Consider the following 15,470-nt stretch of genomic DNA (forward strand, 5'->3'; position numbering starts at 1 on the left):
GTAGTTTCGTTCGGTAATATTTTTTACTTGAGCAACTTTATCTGCGTTTTTTCAGCTGGTGCTTTTTCTGGGATTGAGGTTGTAGAGGATTAACGAGAGAAACAAAAGGTTTATAGCCACGGGTGATGCGGGGTGTGCCGACAAACTTACCAAAAAAAGCTTTGTTGGAACTTACCGTCCACCAAGTTGCCCATCCCCAAGCAGTTACCATTCCGGTTGCCAGCCAGGAAGCTTGCATAAAACCCTTGACTACCATGTAGGAGATGAGAGCGATCGCACTCCAGGGAACAATTTGGTCGGCGGGGAATGGCCCAAGGCGCGGCTGTTCTCCTAATACGCGGTTGACAGTACGAAATTCCCGTTCTCTGCCCATTATTACGAAAGACAAAAGTCAGTTTTTGAAATCTTGATGAGTGGCACTTGTGGAATTGTGCCACTCGTGGTGGCTTTTTTGACGAGTGACGTATCAGCCTGTTACCAGTCCTGCAAGCAAGTCTCCGACTACAACTGTGAGGGCAACGATAATTGGTGTACGGGCGATCGTTTGCCAATCTTCGTCGTTTCTGGCTGCTTGAACAACCCTAATAAGACCAATACCCAGATAAATTAGGAACAAACCGCGCAGTACCGCAAATACGTACCTAATAATATCTTCATTGACACCAGTAAAATACTCTGTGAAGAAGTCCTCTGCGTTTTGCATAAACTGGGCGTTTGCGGGTGCAGTGGCGATATCAAACATAAATACTACACCTACCAAGCAAAACAGAACAGTATAAATATTGATGCCATACTTGCGCTGCCATTTCTCAAAGTTAGAAAGTAGCAAGTTTGCTTCCTTGGGTAGTAACGCTACGATGCCAGTTCCAAACGCGAGTGATGCCATCACCATGTGGTGGAGTGAGATATCTGCAATCATCAAACCAGTACCAACTGCCATTAGTCCGGCGATGCTGGCGTTTTCTTTCCAGTTGCGCTTTTTGCGACGGGTGGAAGCAGGGTATCCGTATTCTTCGTGGGAAGGAGCGCGATCACTACCAAAATCAGATTCGTAGTCTGTTCTCATAAAAAGATTATTTCAGAAATTAGTGGATGAAACTTTGTAGAGTAACTAAGGTCGAAACACTGCTTTTTACCAAAGTTTTGATTGGAGTAAATATCTGCTCCAACTTCTCACTTGTGAAATTATTTTATGGGATTAATAACCGTAAAATCATCTAAAAATTTTCTATTTTTAGACACTATCTTTTTCAGTAAATCATTCAGTAAAAACTCAGACAAATTTGCTTGACAACTTCCAATAATTAAATCAGTGGTTGATTTCATAATGTTTGACCCCCGATATAGGCTATATCGGGGGTCAAACATTGATATATGAGGTAGTGTAATTACGGTTATTTACCGCTAGGTTGTTGTGATGGCTCAAATCTCCGTCAACTAATTCTGCGTTTTGTTTGGGTTGAAATTGAGTTGGAGTTTCTTACCTACTTTGAGATTGAGGGTTTTAGTACTGTTAGCAGGTAGTTCAATAACCTGATTAACAGGATAGATGGAATCGTACTTAGGACAGGTTTTGGTTTTGCAAGGGGGAGCTGCCTCTACGATTGATTTGATAACTCCGTCTTGGAGGAATATCATATCTAAAGGAATATACGTATCCTTCATCCAAAGTTTAACTTTTTCAGGTTTGTTGAGGACAAATAACATTCCGTGATTTTCAGGAATCGAGTTACGAAATTTGAGACCGTGGGCATATTCTTTTCTATCGTCTGCTAATTCGAGTTGAACTGTTTGATTGTTACTGGTAAAGGTTGCACCAATAGGTAAATACTGGGGCTGGCGAGTCCAAAAGTATAGCGGTAGGGGTGAGAGGGCAGCAGTAAAACCAGCAATTGGCCCAACAAATTTGATAAATTTGATGAATTTGAAAAATAGGCTTTTTTCAAGATTTTGTGCTTGTTTAGTTTGAATGTTGGTTTGAGCAGTTTGTCTTGTAACTTCCATAGTTTTAGCTAAATAAGATAGTAAGGTGGTTAGAAATGGCAAGCATTATGAACTGTTGAAATGTTTTGGTTACATTTGCTTTCGTCCAAACATGATGAAACTTTGAATTGATTGATGAGGCGTGCTAGCTGAAAATATCAATGTTGCCAACAGCAAACTTGCTTTCGTCGAGGGGACTACTAGGTAAAGCTTGTTGGTCAGCTTTGTTACGCATCGACTCGACTCTATCGGCTTCGCGGATGGCAAGCGGGTTAATCTGGCGGCGTTCTTCTAGTAATGCCTCGATTGTTAGTTCAAGTGTGGAGAGTTGGCTTTCTGAGTAGGTATCTTCTGTTATGGTTTCGCAGAATATCGTACTAGCGGCGCGTTCTACAATTGTCTGGATTTCTGCACCTACACAGCGATTGGTGGCTTTAAGAATTCTGCGCCACTGTTCCTCACTCCAGGGGTCGCCGCCATTGCGAAAGCGTTCGTCAAACCGGGCAGCGTGCAGTTTGAAGATACTATATCTTTCCCCATTATTGGGCAGGTCTACTTTAAATAAATAGTCAAACCGTCCAGCACGGGTGAGTTCGGGTGGCAACCATTCCATGCGGTTAACTGACGCAATGACCAGTACATCTGACGTACGCTCTTGCATCCACGTCAACAGCTGACCAGCCAGCCGTTTGGCGAGGTCATCATCCCCGGCGAAGCCTTTATCAAAGTCGTCGAAGTACAAAATTACTTGGTTGAGCCTATCTGCCAGTCGCAACAAGCGTTTGAGTTTCATTTCTGCTTGGTTGCCAAAACTTCTAAAGTTGCCCCAATCGACCATGATGAGGGGAATACCCATATTCTGGGAACAGGCTTTTGCTGAGTGTGATTTTCCCGTCCCCGGTGGCCCCACAAGCATAATCCCCTTGGGTACGCGCAGATTGTATTGTTTGGCACGCGGGGTAAGCAATCGCTTGAACTTTTTGAATGACTGCTGCATGAGTTCTAACCCACCAAGTTCGACTTTTGGTGGAGGTAAGAATTCGATGTCATACAAGCGGTTGAGTAATTGAATTTTTTTTGCCAGTAGAAGCTTTGCTATCTCACTGGAATTTCCTAAGTCATGATTTTTTCTAATATCAGTTAGGCAATGAATAATATCATAAATATACAACCCAGCACTAGCGTTAGCAATTTCTAAATAGTCTTGTTCAGTATAAATTAAAGGAAATAAATTACTGCTAATTAAACTAGCAATTATTTCTTGTGTATCTGGTAATTCTTGACTCCAAAGGGGTATTTCTGCTGCTATCTCGCTGGCTATCTCGGCATTGGCTCCTAGTAATATGGTAGTCTTATCAATTTTGTTTGTATGAAATTTTAGATTAACTAGCGATGACTTAATCCATTCTGATAGAAGAAGAAATTCAGTATCTTTAGTTATGCTTTCTTTTAACCAAGGAAAAATATTCTCAACGATTAGTACTCCAGTGCCAGAATAAATTCTCCAAAAATTGAGTACTTGAAAATAATCTTCTGTATTTTGTTTGATCGAAGGTTTATAGTCATGAAACTCTTGAAGAATAAGATTATTTTCGGTGCTTACGACCAATTCTTTAATACTGTCCTCGCTTAAATTCCATATATAGACTTTTTTACCTACTTGCTGACAGGAAGTAGTAAGACGAATGAGGAAGCGGTGACGTTCTTGGAGGGGGGATTCACAGGCGATGATTGGATAATTGTCCGCAAGCAGGTCTTCTAGATACTCAAAGCTAGACTTCATCTTAGTTGCTTGTAGCGTAATCAGAAGCAATCTTATCTAGAAGAGATGCTGTACGATAACTGATAATTTTCTAATTTCTAAATCCAAAAAATTAGAAAAAAGTTGGTTTCTTTTCAGTATTTTGTTGATTGTGTAATGGTGTTGTGAATTTAGATAATTGCCAAGAACTCTGATTTTCCAAGTGTTTCGATTTTCAGTTATGGCAAAGACACCGGAATATCCAATCGTTGTTATTCCAGAGTTAGTGAAAGAGAAAAAACAGTTTACCCCTTTAGTTTTTCCGTCTGGACAAGGAGATGCACCAATTGGGGCAAGTGAGGGGCTGTTTGAAAATGTTCTCAAACATTATTTTGGTGAAATTGTTTCTCCCCAGCAGATGATGCTTCCACTGGGGCATCGGCTACCATTTACGGCTGATTTTCTGTTGATTGAACCAAATACTGGCTTACACATAGACTTGGAAGTTGATGAACCTATCTCATTTGCGACTGGGAAGCCTACTCACTGTATCGGTGAGGATGACTATAGAAACAAGTGTTTTGTTGATGCAAACTGGCTGGTTATCCGGTTTGCAGAAGAACAAGTCTCATCTCAGCCAGAACGCTGCGCTCGATTTATTGCTGGTGCGATCGCCCAACTGACAGATAATAATACTTATCGCCAGAAGCTACTTCATGTAGAGAAAGTTACTCCTATGCGTCAGTGGTCTGCACGTCAAGCTTCCAAATTAAAGAAGAGTGATTACCGTCAAGGTTATCTTGCCCAAAGGAAAAACTAAGGATGTGAAAAAGTATTCAATAGACAATTTGCTGAAAGCGGTTAGCGTTCATCAGTTTTGAAATTTAATCGACTCCATCAAAAGGTTAGCCCAGTCCTAAAAAGGGAAATAGTCTCATTCCTGTTTGTAAAAGTAGCCAAACGTTTAGCGCAACAATTATCAAAGCCACTGCCCAAGCCAAAACTTTTAACCACCTTGGATTGACAAACTCACCCATTAAGCGGCGACCGCTCGTAAACATCACCAGTGGGATCACTGCAAACGAAAGCTGTAAACTCAGTATCACCTGGCTGAAAACGAGCAGTTGCCCGGTACTTTGCTCACCAAAAAACACGATCGCAATCAAAGCCGGAATAATTGCTAACAAGCGAGTGGCTAATCGACGCAACCAGGGTGGAAGGCGAAATCTCAAAAAGCCCTCCATCACAATCTGTCCCGCCAAAGTTGCGGTCAGTGTCGAGCTTTGTCCGGATGCCAGCAACGCCAATCCAAAAATGGCACTGGCAGCACTGACCCCCAGCAGAGGGGATAGCAGCTTATACGCATCCTGAATTTCCGCAACTTCGTGATAGCCAGAGAAATGAAAGGTCGCTGCGGCAACAATCAGAATGGCAGAGTTAATGAATAATGCAAAAGAAAGTGCAACGGTCGAGTCAATCGTGCCAAACTTGATCGCTTCCCATTTCTTTTCAGGTGTAGGTTGCCAAGCGCGAGTTTGCACGATCGACGAGTGTAGATAGAGATTATGCGGCATCACAGTTGCGCCCAAAATCCCGATCGCAATATAAAGCATCTCTGGGTTTCGCAAAATTTCCCGATTGGGCAAGTAGCCCTGTAAAATTCCGCCCACATCGGGTCGAGAGAATAAAATTTCTGCGCCAAAACACACACCAACGGTTGCTACCAGCATAATGACGAGTGCTTCTACATAGCGAAAGCCTTTACCTTGCAAGAATAGTAACGCCAAAACATCCAGCGCCGTGATGCACACGCCACACAATAACGGAATGCCAAACAGCAGTTGTAGGGCGATCGCACTTCCCAATAATTCCGCCAAATCACAGGCAGCAATGGCAATCTCACACAACACCTACAGCATTAAGCTAATACGTGGACTGAAGTAGTCTCGACAAGCCTGCGCTAAATCTTTTCCAGTGGCAACACCTAATCGCACACAGAGCGATTGCAGCAAAATTGCCATCAGGTTTGAGAGCAGAATTACGCTCAACAGGGTGTAACCAAATCGCGAACCTCCAGCAATATCCGTTGCCCAGTTGCCAGGGTCCATATACCCCACGGAAACGAGGTATCCTGGCCCCGCAAATGCCAGCAACTTACGCCAAAAGCCTTTAGCAGCAGGAATCGAGATACTGCGGTGAACCTCTGGCAAGCTAGGAGGATGATCGGAGAGCGCCATTGTTAGAGCTTTTTCATAATTCTTTCATAATTAACCGTACCACCTTCTCACTACGCTAAGAAAGCCTTGAGGAAAGTTCATGCTTCCAGGGAGCGATTCAATGAGAACAGAGCCTGAGAAGGGCAGATTCTCAAGCTTGAATCAGAGCGAGCGCAGAATAGCTATATTACGCATTCAAACTCTGAACTGAGTGAGTTGTAGCCGTTGCAACCATCAATTCCCAAATCAATCTAAACCGGACTGTAGAGGATTGTCGAACACAAAACCCAGCACTAGAGAGCAACTGGTGAAATTCTGCTTGGGTATAACACTGCTGATGCGCTGGATCAATGCGCTGGAGTATCCAATCACAAACACGGCAAACTAAAAAATCTTTGCACCAGTCCAAAATAATTAGATTGCCATTTTGTTTCAGAACGCGCTTCATCTCGTTTAAAGCAACGTTGGGATTATCAAATTCCACAAGCAATATCTAGTAAAGTTGCGGTAGGAGGTAAATTTGCCCAGGTTTTAAGAAATGATAGGGTATTGGAAATGTAATAATTCCAACGCTGGCCATAGATTGATGCTACCTGGTTATATTGATTCCGAACCTTGCTCTCAAGCATGTCACTCCTTGAAGCTAGAAACAATAATCAAGCTGTGAAATTAGCTCTTTAATACTTGTAAGACTGCCAGTTTTTTATTGAGTTAGACCTTGTTACCTCGTTATACTTTGCACTCATCACAAGCACACAATTGATAATTTCGGATATGTCCAGCAATTAAAATCAAACTACCCAAGGAAGTTACGATTACCTCACTCAATTCATTGAAAAACTCGTTTCCAAAAATTGCAGCAATGATTAGCTGACTTAAACCGATCGCCCCTAACAAGAGTGCCACTTTGTCTCTACGCCGGAAATAGCCTAGCAATAGAGCGAATAAGCTGACGGGCAATACAAACCACAATAGAAGGTCATGAAAATCCTCACCTATGACGAATGTTGCACTCAGAACTGGGAAGAAGATGAATAAGACGGGAGTTAGCAAACAATGGATTGTACAAAGCCCAGAGAATGCGATTGCTACCTGGTCTAATCGTCTCTGGATGTCTTTTTGATAGTCTGGCTTGCTCATTGAACGCTGGTCGTCAACTTTGTTGACAGTTCATAGTGAGAGCATTGACGAACGCCTTTGGCTACGTCTGCTAGCAATTCATCCGCTAAATCTAAAAGCTTCGCAATTCGCATATCGGCAAGCTCGTAGTACATAAACCGTCCTTGCTGCTTGCGTACCACCAGATCGCAACAGCGCAGACAACTGAGATGATTAGATACGTTTGATTGGCTAAGACCCGTTTGGTCAACGATTTCACTTACCGTTAGTGAACCGTTACGCAGCGTGTTAAGGATGGACAGACGAGAGGGATCAGAAAATCCTCGAAAGAGTTTGGCCTTCAAATCTGCCGTTTTAGTACAGGTAGTCATTTGCTTATTGTGTGCTTTACACCATGACATATTACCAACGGCTGATACGTTGACAACATATCACTAATTGATAATATATTACATATCAGCAATTACTGATACGTTTGACCTCAACAAAAGCACGTTTTTGAAAGGCTGGCAAGATGAACTCAGCTTCAGCACTGAAAATTTTCCAGGCACAAATCGGTGGAATGGACTGCGGTGGTTGTGCTAAGACAATCGAAGCGACTTTACAAAAACTTGCCGGAGTTGCTGAAGCTAAAGTCAGTTTTGCTACCCAACGGCTTAGTGTAACTTACGACTCGCAGCAGGTGAATGAAGCCACTATTCGAGATAGGGTTACAGCCTTGGGTTACAGCATTGAACCAATTCCCAATCAGACCACTCAAGTTCAAACACTATCGGCTCAAACTCTACAAGCGTATATAGGCGGCATGGACTGTGGCGGCTGTGCTAAAACTATTGCCACAAATTTACAGCAGTTACCGGGAATAACTGAGGCAACGGTTAACTTTGCTTCAGAACGGTTGAACGTAATTTATGACCCGCAACAAGCCAGTGAAGCCGACATAGTTAAGTGTGTTACTGATTTGGGCTACACAGTCGAACTAGATAATATAGATGTTTCCACAGAAAACCAGGCTGATAATTTGCCATCTGGCAAGTCTGATCTAGGTGGATGGCAATTCTGGCTCTATACTCGCCGGGGACAAACGGTTGTTTTGAGTGGCGTTGGGCTAATACTGGGGTTGATTGCAGAACAGCTACTGTCACTACCTCTGGTTGCTCAGGGATTCTATGTTATCAGTTTAATTGTTGCCATCACACCCATTCTCAGGGCAGCCTGGATTGCATTCAAATTGCGTCGTGCTGATATGAACCTGCTCATGACCTTAGCAGCGATCGGGGCGGCAATTTTGAATCAGTGGTTTCAAGGCGCACTCGTCATTTTTCTCTTTGCGCTCGGAACAACGCTGCAAAATTACACACTCGGTCGTACCCGCAACGCGATTCGAGACTTAATGGATCTAACTCCTGCCACCGCAACGGTGAGGCGGAATGGGCAAGAGCTTTCTGTTCCAGTCGAAAGTATATCAGTAGGGGAAATTTTGACCATCCGCCCCGGACAAAGGATTGCTCTCGATGGCATAGTCATGTCTGGGATAAGTGCAGTCGATCAGTCTCCGATTACCGGGGAATCTCTGCCAGAAAACAAGGAAAAAGGAGACCAAGTGTTTGCGGGAACCCTGAATCAGACAGGGTTTTTAGAAGTTGAGGTCACGCATACTGCCAAACATACAACTGTTGCTCGGATTGTTCATCTGGTTGAAGAGGCTCAAGAAAGCCGTGCGCCCATTCAGCAATGGGTTGATCGCTTCTCTGCTATTTACACTCCTATTGTTTTGCTCCTGGCTGCTGGTATCGCCCTTGTTCCGCCTCTGTTTTTTGCCCAGCCGTTCGGTCTCTGGTTCTACAAAGCTTTGGTATTGCTGGTAATTGCCTGTCCTTGTGCTTTGGTCATTGCTACACCTGTTTCACTGATTAGTGCGATTGGAGCCGCCACCCATAAAGGAGTGCTGTTCAAAGGTGGAAATGCGCTGGAGACTGCTGGACGGCTCACAGCTTTAGCCTTTGATAAGACTGGCACGATTACTCAAGGACTGCCAGTGGTGCAGAAGGTACATCATTTGGGTTCGATGAGTGCCAACATGGTATTGCTAATTGCTGCCTCCTTAGAGAAACAGTCAGAACATCCATTGGCAAAAGCCATTGTAGCCCAGGCAACGGCTCAAGGATTGGATTTGGAGACTCCAGAAGACTTTACTGCTGTTCCTGGTAAGGGAATTTGGGCAAAGTTTGGACAAGCTATCTACTTTGTGGGCAATCGCCGATTGTTTGAGGAACACAACATTGAACTTTCGGTGGCTGCTAAATCTCTGTTGGCTGAAATTGAATCTCAAAGACAGACTCCAGTGTTAATTGGAACACAACAAGGATTAGTAGGAGCGATCGCCTTGGCGGATGGATTACGCCTGGAATCCGCAGAAGCTGTGCGTCTGCTCAAACGCATTGGACTCAAACGACTGGTGATGCTGACGGGCGATCGCTCAACCGTAGCACGACAGGTCGCCCAGCAGGTTGGTATTGAGGAGTACCAGGCTGAATTACTACCGGAAGATAAATTGCAAGCTATTCATCAGCTGCGTCGTTCTAGTGTTGTAGGTATGGTAGGCGATGGTATCAATGATACCCCTGCTCTAGCCGCCGCAGATGTCAGTTTTGCTGTGGGCAAAATTGATGTGGCGTTGGAAACTGCTGATGTCGTGCTAGTGGGAAATGACTTGAGACGTTTAGGCTACGCTATTCAACTAAGTCGTCGAACTCTATCGGTCATTGTCTCCAAAGGCTAGATATCCCAATGGTTAATGTGTTTTATTCATGTATGACAAAGCTTTTAGCCATTTGACTTAATTTTTTATTTCCTGACTCAATTACGCGAACGGTGAGTAATTATTCCTGATTTTCCCAATCTTTTCTTGGATATCCACTACTTCAATGTTATCTATTACTAAAGATATGCTTAGTAAGCATGAATCAGCAATCAATAAGACTGCTGATTAATTTACCAATTTCCCAACTTTTGATAAGTGTTTGTAACCCAGTTATAAATTATGACTCTCCGGTTTAATTTTGCTGCATCAGCGATACAATTAGCTGTTCCTCCAGGTTGCCCATCCCAGATAGCAATCATCATATCGTGGGCATTTTTTATTTGATTAACTATCCATCGATTACGAGCATTTAAACATTTGATTCCTCCAGTTTCTTGATAAGGTAAGTTGGAAATAAATTTGATAGCGTCGCATTGGGATAAGAGCCAATGATACTTCTGCTTATCGAGATTATTCCATTTGGCATCTTGGTTGATGCAGTGTACGGCAGCAGTGAGGTTTATCTCAATGGAGTATTTCTCCTTGAGTCCTAAGATTATCTCTACTGCTGCGGTATCAACTCCCAATGCCATGCCTGAATAGAACTGGATGCGTTTGTAACCCCACTCAAGGGCGCGATCGCAAGCACGAACAATCATAGCTTCAAGTCGGTTACGCACCTGCTTCCATCCTTCCTCATCAAATTTTTTGTGACTGTTTCCTGTAAATGCTACTTTTAGGGTTGGTTTATCTTCTATGAGGAAATCAACAAACTCTTGGGGCAACCAGATATTAGGAGGAAGATTGAAATTGCTAATCAGGGAAGCTATCTCTAGGTCAGTGTATCCTGCAAGATTGCATCCAATCCTAGTTGTTAGGAATTCTAGTTCAGGATGAGTCTTTGCATATTCGACTAGTTTCTCAATTTGGGATTTTATTTGGGGAAGGGGAATTGACCGGATACCCTTATTTAGGTCTTTGGTCACGATCGCCCAGGATTGTCCTTGCCGTCCTTGGGGATTACCGTATTCTGCATTGCAGTACTGTCGCGCAAATAAAGCACTTCCAGCACCATGTCTTCCTTGTGTGTTGCTGCCAAATACAAAAATCTGGTTTTCTGCTAGTTTAATAACTCTATCAGGAATCATTTTGTAGGGATGATTATTTGACATTTGGTTCTTTTACCCAAAAGAAAAGATTGGGATATCTGTGATTAAATTTTTTTACTTCTGCTTGAGCAGCAGTTAGGTTATCCCATAATTCCATCTCTCCATAATCACCTTTCATCATTGCTTCTTGTCTAGAATTTGGATGATTGAAAATTAGGGGTGTTGCGTCTTTACTAGAATTTTTTCTTCGCCAACAAATACAGTAATTGTCCATTTTATATAAACTGATAATAGAATTAATTACTATCAGTTTATATTTTATTATGCTGACTGTTTAATCTGGCTTAGGGCTATTAACATTTCTTCTCTATTGAGATGTCGTTTTTTGCCTGTTTTAGGAACTTGAATAGCGTAACTCCATTTTATTCCAGCTCGTGAGCATCTTTTTCTTAACTGTTGAACAGTGATATGTTTGTTTGTAGATACTTGATTTTTTTTAGATATCCGAAGTTTGGATTTATCAGTTAAGTTTTCGGGTTGAGTTACAGTATGTTTTATAGGTGTAGTGCAGTTGCAGTGCTTTTCAAAAGCGATAGATATCTCTAGCAAGAATTGGAAAATGAAGAGAGTAGAAAATCCGTAAATAAGAATGTAGAGAAGCCCTGTTAGCATATACTGTGCTAATTCCATTGTTTGAACTCCTGTTGATATAATTAGTAACTGGCTATTTAATGAAGCGGTATACCAGCTTTCTATTTATATCAAAGCGTGAGCTTGTGTAAATTTACTCTGAAGTAAAGATACGATAAAAAATTAATGGTGTAATAGTAATGAAATATCTTACGCTTAGTTTACTTAGATAAAGATGTCACTCTACATATATTTAACAACTGTTCTAATATTATCAACTAACTGTAGTATCATTTCCAAAATAGCTTTCCAGCCAAGTATTATTCCCAAAAATCCGCTAACAAATAGACCAAATACTGATTTTAGGAAGATAACTCCCCTGTAATTTATCTCGACATTTGATTCGGCTCTGGCATAGATAACACCATCCTCAATTTTATTTTTCAAATTCCTAATTTTTTGTTCTTCTTCTCTAATCCTTCTTTCTTCTTGCACCTTCCAGCCCCAAGGGACAAATCCTAAAATAATCGAAATGGGAAGGTAGAATGGCCAGTTATATATGTAGCCCAGGGAAGCATAGATGATGAAAAAGGTTAGCCCCAAACCAGTACGCCAAACTAAACACCAAATAATAAACAAACTGTTGATAATAGCGTTACGGATAACTATACTTCGATTTTGATGATATGACATTTGAAGGTGGCTCCCGATAGCTAATATTTAATTTTTATTTGTGGTGATTGCATACCTGAAGATTAAACTTAAGGCTAGTTTGAATTATCATCTTGATAGTTGGAAATTAGAAAATACATAATCAATTGCAATTACCTACTGAACCACATTACAGAAGGTTAAATATACCAACCTATCGTAACGATGTTTGTACCTAGTTCGGCACATAATTACTGCTGCTAAAATTGATATTTACTATTTTACCGATTGTATATTCACTGATTTTAAATTTAAGCAAAGTTTTGATGATTTTTTTAATAAGCTTAAAATTGAGGTATAGTTGTTAGAAAAAATAAAAATGATTAAGATTTGACTCTTAACCATTTGATGATATATTTGTAAAATGATGGGATATACCTGTGTTTGATTTATATGGTTGAGGCGTATGCCATTAGTTGTGGTTTTTCTTGTTGCGCCCCTTAGTAGCTGATTGCACCTTAAACCTTACCTGTTTCCCAATAGTTATCTCAGCAACATCGCTAATATCTTTACCAGATTTATAGGCTTCAAGAATTGCCTTATTATTAGCTTGGTACTTAATAACTCTAAATTCATCAGGAAATTCTTGATCGTCTACCTCTACTAGTAAGTTAGCGACTTTGGGTGGGTTATCCCTGATTTCAATTACCCTTTCTTTACCAATATTTTTGTCACTGATTAATCCAATCTCGTGTAGATGGATCAGGGTACGCTTGATTTGTTCAAGTTGAGTTTTACGACGTGAGATTACCCGGTCGTGGAGTTCGGCTACTCGCACTTTTCTTTCTTCCCAGGTTTCAAGGTCAAGATTTAGCTGGTCAACTACCCAAGCGATCGCATCGATTTTAGTTTCGATACCATCTTGAACACCCATCAGTTCTTGTACGAGTTGTTCTACTTTACCTTCTTCGCCTAACTCGCTTGCTTCTTCTATCTGTGACCAGAGTTTAGCAGCATCTAAACTTAACTCTTTGAGCGTGAGTTGATTGATTTCGCGTTCAATTGCTTGAGTCATGATTTACTTTTTGATATGAAAAGCCAGTAGCAGTTACCTATTTACCTGCTACTGCTTGTTGACTAGGAAGAGTTGATGCTTGAAGGGAGATTGAATCTAGTACCCGTACCGCAAGTGATAGTAATCTGACTTTTCTTGTGCTAATTCTGCTTCATAGTCGTAGTAATCCGCCTCGCTTATTAAGGTGCTTATTTGTTGAATTTGCTGGGCAGAGGTTACTAATTTTTTGTTAGCTTTTAGATTAGAATTAGTAGTAGTTTTCATGTCTATACAACTTCAATTTTTCAATGAAGTTATTGCGTTAGCAAATGTTGTGATATTGACTTAGAAAGATAATATTTATTTTTTACCTTTCTCATAACTATCTACTACTGATTTGTCTTTAACCACTGGCTTTTCTACCACAAAGATAGTTGTCCTGGTGATATGTTTCCCCGTCGTCGCGTATGGAACAGCAGATGACAAGCTGTGCATAAAGCCGCGAGATTCTCGACTCGATTATCTTCGGGCAGATAATTCCAGTGGTGAACCACTAAAGTTTTAATACTGCGTTCTCTACGATTTAACCCATCTCTTTTATCAGTTGGGCGTAAGCATTGTATACCACAGCGCGTGCATTTCCAGTCGGATTTTGATTTGACCTCAAGTGCGATAGTATCCCAGTTTGAAGAATAGCGACTGCGGGTTTTGCTAGTCATTAATCAGTCCTTTTGGGTGACACAAAAATAATTTTGATTATATCGTTAATGTTTATCATAATATACTTAATTTTTTTATATTCAGTTTTGTTTATAAATTTATTTGCGTAGTTAAGGGACTCTTAACTTTTAAAAAAGGATATATATGCACTGATTATTGTAATTGAACAATGCAGGTTACGCCAAAAAATAAAATATAAGTCTTTGATATCGGTGCGGATTTCTAGCGGAGCAAGCTAATGATTGACGCAGATGATCTACTACTCTTGCAGTTGCTCCTTTGATGAATTTGATGCAATATTGTTGTTTTTATATTAAGTATTTAAGCAGAAAGTTTTTCGGAAAAATTTACCTGCGACATAACTTGTGCGCGTACTGAATTAGCAGCTGTCTCTGCAATTTCTGCTCTATCAGAATCAGTAAGCAGTACTGCAAGTAGTGATTTGAGAGCTTCACGGTTAGATATAAACTCTTCACCGTATAAATCATCTTGCAGTAGGGTGGCTTCTAAGTGAGGTAATAGCTCAGGCGCAGGAGATAGTAACCGCTCTTTAATGCGTCTCCTTGCAGTCTCTGTTGCCGCTTTTGTACCTACACCTAAATCCCATGTTTCAATTATTAGTCTGATTTCACGGTTAAGTGATACACGCAGCGTTGATAGGCGACCAAATAAAGGAAGGTTGAGCATTAAAGGTGGTAGTGCATTACCCCAATCTAAACCAGCACCAATAGTGCAATTGGCTTCATCTTCGATACGAACAGCCTCATCGAGCCATCCTTCACCAAAAAGTAAATCTATAGCTTCTTGGGTTGTTACTGGCTCGTTCACCTGAGAATTATTATTTTGCTGTTGATGATTCATAAATTTTCACCTGCTCTCTGTCTCAATGCCCCATACTCAAAGTAAACCAAATTATCGTATTCTTCTTCAGTCCCGCAGTTAAACATATTTTGTTTTTCATAAAACCCTACAGACCTTGGTAAAGAATGCAACCCAACTCTACCTTCATACCCTAGCTCAACACTTCTAATTCTGGCGAAATTTAAAAGTGCTTGACCAACACCTTTGAATTGAGGCGGACGCTGAATTTCAATTCGGTTAGTGGGGGCAGTTGCAATACCATCAACATAAACTAGTCTCTTACCAATATTCAACCGGGAACCGTGCATTTGTGTTTCTATTATCATTAAACCTTGAGTTGTGTTTTCGCACTCAACTGCATAACCTTCAAGATTTTCTTGATTAGCAATATATCTTAATTTAAATATCCAGTCCCAGTATTTATCTTCTTGAGTAAATAACCTTAATTTTTCGACCCAATTATTTACATAATCATCAACGTGGTTTTGTCCTAAATCTACTAAATATGCTTCAATAGATGTGTTATCAATACCTCTTTTTAATGAAATTTTTCGCTGCACCTAAAGCTCCTAGTTATTACCTT

Annotated in this window: 17 protein-coding genes and 2 pseudogenes; 2 read left to right on the forward strand and 17 right to left on the reverse strand. The window is 41.0% G+C overall.

The window, feature by feature from the left end; translation table 11 throughout:
- Positions 1–37: 37 nt before the first annotated feature.
- The 4 genes from HG267_RS37015 to HG267_RS37030 form a co-directional block, all read right to left on the reverse strand.
- The gene (locus tag HG267_RS37015) at positions 38–373 is read right to left on the reverse strand and encodes a hypothetical protein (RefSeq protein ID WP_045873818.1); all 336 of its coding nucleotides are present in this window, start codon (positions 371–373) and stop codon (positions 38–40) included.
- 93 nt (positions 374–466) lie between these two features.
- Entirely contained in the window at positions 467–1,066 is a 600-nt protein-coding gene (locus HG267_RS37020; protein ID WP_045873817.1) for a hypothetical protein, read from the reverse strand.
- A 371-nt stretch (positions 1,067–1,437) separates the two neighbouring features.
- Positions 1,438–2,004, reverse strand: coding sequence for a DUF192 domain-containing protein (locus HG267_RS37025; protein ID WP_045873816.1), 567 nt, complete (start codon positions 2,002–2,004; stop codon positions 1,438–1,440).
- A 124-nt stretch (positions 2,005–2,128) separates the two neighbouring features.
- Complete coding sequence (locus tag HG267_RS37030) at positions 2,129–3,766, reverse strand: AAA family ATPase (protein WP_045873815.1); 1,638 nt, start codon at positions 3,764–3,766, stop codon at positions 2,129–2,131.
- A 199-nt stretch (positions 3,767–3,965) separates the two neighbouring features.
- Here HG267_RS37030 and HG267_RS37035 point away from each other — a divergent pair, with 199 nt between their 5' ends.
- Positions 3,966–4,544 (forward strand): hypothetical protein, encoded by a 579-nt coding sequence (locus HG267_RS37035; protein ID WP_045873814.1) that lies wholly within the window; start codon positions 3,966–3,968, stop codon positions 4,542–4,544.
- A gap of 85 nt (positions 4,545–4,629) precedes the next feature.
- Here HG267_RS37035 and HG267_RS37040 read toward each other — a convergent pair.
- From HG267_RS37040 to HG267_RS37055, 4 genes and pseudogenes are all read right to left on the reverse strand, one after another.
- Positions 4,630–5,961, reverse strand: a pseudogene (locus tag HG267_RS37040) (Nramp family divalent metal transporter).
- 166 nt (positions 5,962–6,127) lie between these two features.
- Positions 6,128–6,569 (reverse strand): annotated as a pseudogene (locus tag HG267_RS37045) (hypothetical protein).
- 100 nt (positions 6,570–6,669) lie between these two features.
- A complete protein-coding gene (locus HG267_RS37050; protein ID WP_045873813.1) occupies positions 6,670–7,080 on the reverse strand; it encodes a MerC domain-containing protein in 411 nt (136 codons plus the stop codon).
- Positions 7,077–7,430, reverse strand: a complete 354-nt coding sequence (locus HG267_RS37055; protein ID WP_045873859.1) for an ArsR/SmtB family transcription factor — start codon at positions 7,428–7,430, stop codon at positions 7,077–7,079. Before HG267_RS37055 ends, HG267_RS37050 begins: the two co-directional genes overlap by 4 nt.
- 143 nt (positions 7,431–7,573) lie before the next feature.
- On the opposite strand from HG267_RS37055, the gene HG267_RS37060 reads away from it, so the two are divergent.
- Positions 7,574–9,841 (forward strand): heavy metal translocating P-type ATPase, encoded by a 2,268-nt coding sequence (locus HG267_RS37060; RefSeq protein ID WP_081584143.1) that lies wholly within the window; start codon positions 7,574–7,576, stop codon positions 9,839–9,841.
- Between the two features lie 212 nt (positions 9,842–10,053).
- Here the strand turns inward: HG267_RS37060 and HG267_RS37065 are convergent, their stop codons facing one another.
- From HG267_RS37065 to HG267_RS37105, 9 genes are all read right to left on the reverse strand, one after another.
- Positions 10,054–11,034 (reverse strand): SLOG family protein, encoded by a 981-nt coding sequence (locus HG267_RS37065; RefSeq protein WP_052335394.1) that lies wholly within the window; start codon positions 11,032–11,034, stop codon positions 10,054–10,056.
- Positions 11,024–11,245, reverse strand: a complete 222-nt coding sequence (locus HG267_RS37070) for a hypothetical protein (protein WP_045873812.1) — start codon at positions 11,243–11,245, stop codon at positions 11,024–11,026. Before HG267_RS37070 ends, HG267_RS37065 begins: the two co-directional genes overlap by 11 nt.
- Positions 11,246–11,292: 47 nt before the next feature.
- Positions 11,293–11,661 (reverse strand): hypothetical protein, encoded by a 369-nt coding sequence (locus tag HG267_RS37075; RefSeq protein ID WP_045873811.1) that lies wholly within the window; start codon positions 11,659–11,661, stop codon positions 11,293–11,295.
- A 183-nt stretch (positions 11,662–11,844) separates the two neighbouring features.
- A complete protein-coding gene (locus HG267_RS37080; RefSeq protein ID WP_045873810.1) occupies positions 11,845–12,294 on the reverse strand; it encodes a hypothetical protein in 450 nt (149 codons plus the stop codon).
- 430 nt (positions 12,295–12,724) lie between these two features.
- Positions 12,725–13,327 (reverse strand): siphovirus Gp157 family protein, encoded by a 603-nt coding sequence (locus HG267_RS37085; RefSeq protein ID WP_045873809.1) that lies wholly within the window; start codon positions 13,325–13,327, stop codon positions 12,725–12,727.
- 96 nt (positions 13,328–13,423) lie between these two features.
- Positions 13,424–13,591: a hypothetical protein gene (locus HG267_RS37090; protein WP_010993844.1), complete on the reverse strand. Its 168-nt coding sequence runs from the start codon at positions 13,589–13,591 to the stop codon at positions 13,424–13,426.
- Positions 13,592–13,725: 134 nt separating this feature from the next.
- The gene (locus HG267_RS37095; RefSeq protein ID WP_071524687.1) at positions 13,726–14,025 is read right to left on the reverse strand and encodes an HNH endonuclease; all 300 of its coding nucleotides are present in this window, start codon (positions 14,023–14,025) and stop codon (positions 13,726–13,728) included.
- Positions 14,026–14,347: 322 nt separating this feature from the next.
- Positions 14,348–14,887 (reverse strand): hypothetical protein, encoded by a 540-nt coding sequence (locus HG267_RS37100; protein ID WP_017307475.1) that lies wholly within the window; start codon positions 14,885–14,887, stop codon positions 14,348–14,350.
- Positions 14,884–15,447 (reverse strand): GNAT family N-acetyltransferase, encoded by a 564-nt coding sequence (locus tag HG267_RS37105; RefSeq protein WP_045873808.1) that lies wholly within the window; start codon positions 15,445–15,447, stop codon positions 14,884–14,886. Before HG267_RS37105 ends, HG267_RS37100 begins: the two co-directional genes overlap by 4 nt.
- Between the last annotated feature and the right edge of the window lie 23 nt (positions 15,448–15,470).

The organism is Tolypothrix sp. PCC 7601 (assembly GCF_025677855.1).
In the GTDB taxonomy this organism is placed as follows: domain Bacteria; phylum Cyanobacteriota; class Cyanobacteriia; order Cyanobacteriales; family Nostocaceae; genus Aulosira; species Aulosira diplosiphon.

What these genes read in the sequence shown, in the direction of transcription:
- HG267_RS37015 (WP_045873818.1), bottom strand. Translation starts at nt 373, where the DNA reads ATGGGCAGAGAACGGGAATTTCGTACTGTCAACCGCGTATTAGGAGAA.
- HG267_RS37020 (WP_045873817.1), bottom strand. Translation starts at nt 1,066, where the DNA reads ATGAGAACAGACTACGAATCTGATTTTGGTAGTGATCGCGCTCCTTCC.
- HG267_RS37025 (WP_045873816.1), bottom strand. Translation starts at nt 2,004, where the DNA reads ATGGAAGTTACAAGACAAACTGCTCAAACCAACATTCAAACTAAACAA.
- HG267_RS37030 (WP_045873815.1), bottom strand. Translation starts at nt 3,766, where the DNA reads ATGAAGTCTAGCTTTGAGTATCTAGAAGACCTGCTTGCGGACAATTAT.
- HG267_RS37035 (WP_045873814.1), top strand. Translation starts at nt 3,966, where the DNA reads ATGGCAAAGACACCGGAATATCCAATCGTTGTTATTCCAGAGTTAGTG.
- HG267_RS37050 (WP_045873813.1), bottom strand. Translation starts at nt 7,080, where the DNA reads ATGAGCAAGCCAGACTATCAAAAAGACATCCAGAGACGATTAGACCAG.
- HG267_RS37055 (WP_045873859.1), bottom strand. Translation starts at nt 7,430, where the DNA reads ATGACTACCTGTACTAAAACGGCAGATTTGAAGGCCAAACTCTTTCGA.
- HG267_RS37060 (WP_081584143.1), top strand. Translation starts at nt 7,574, where the DNA reads ATGAACTCAGCTTCAGCACTGAAAATTTTCCAGGCACAAATCGGTGGA.
- HG267_RS37065 (WP_052335394.1), bottom strand. Translation starts at nt 11,034, where the DNA reads ATGTCAAATAATCATCCCTACAAAATGATTCCTGATAGAGTTATTAAA.
- HG267_RS37070 (WP_045873812.1), bottom strand. Translation starts at nt 11,245, where the DNA reads ATGGACAATTACTGTATTTGTTGGCGAAGAAAAAATTCTAGTAAAGAC.
- HG267_RS37075 (WP_045873811.1), bottom strand. Translation starts at nt 11,661, where the DNA reads ATGGAATTAGCACAGTATATGCTAACAGGGCTTCTCTACATTCTTATT.
- HG267_RS37080 (WP_045873810.1), bottom strand. Translation starts at nt 12,294, where the DNA reads ATGTCATATCATCAAAATCGAAGTATAGTTATCCGTAACGCTATTATC.
- HG267_RS37085 (WP_045873809.1), bottom strand. Translation starts at nt 13,327, where the DNA reads ATGACTCAAGCAATTGAACGCGAAATCAATCAACTCACGCTCAAAGAG.
- HG267_RS37090 (WP_010993844.1), bottom strand. Translation starts at nt 13,591, where the DNA reads ATGAAAACTACTACTAATTCTAATCTAAAAGCTAACAAAAAATTAGTA.
- HG267_RS37095 (WP_071524687.1), bottom strand. Translation starts at nt 14,025, where the DNA reads ATGACTAGCAAAACCCGCAGTCGCTATTCTTCAAACTGGGATACTATC.
- HG267_RS37100 (WP_017307475.1), bottom strand. Translation starts at nt 14,887, where the DNA reads ATGAATCATCAACAGCAAAATAATAATTCTCAGGTGAACGAGCCAGTA.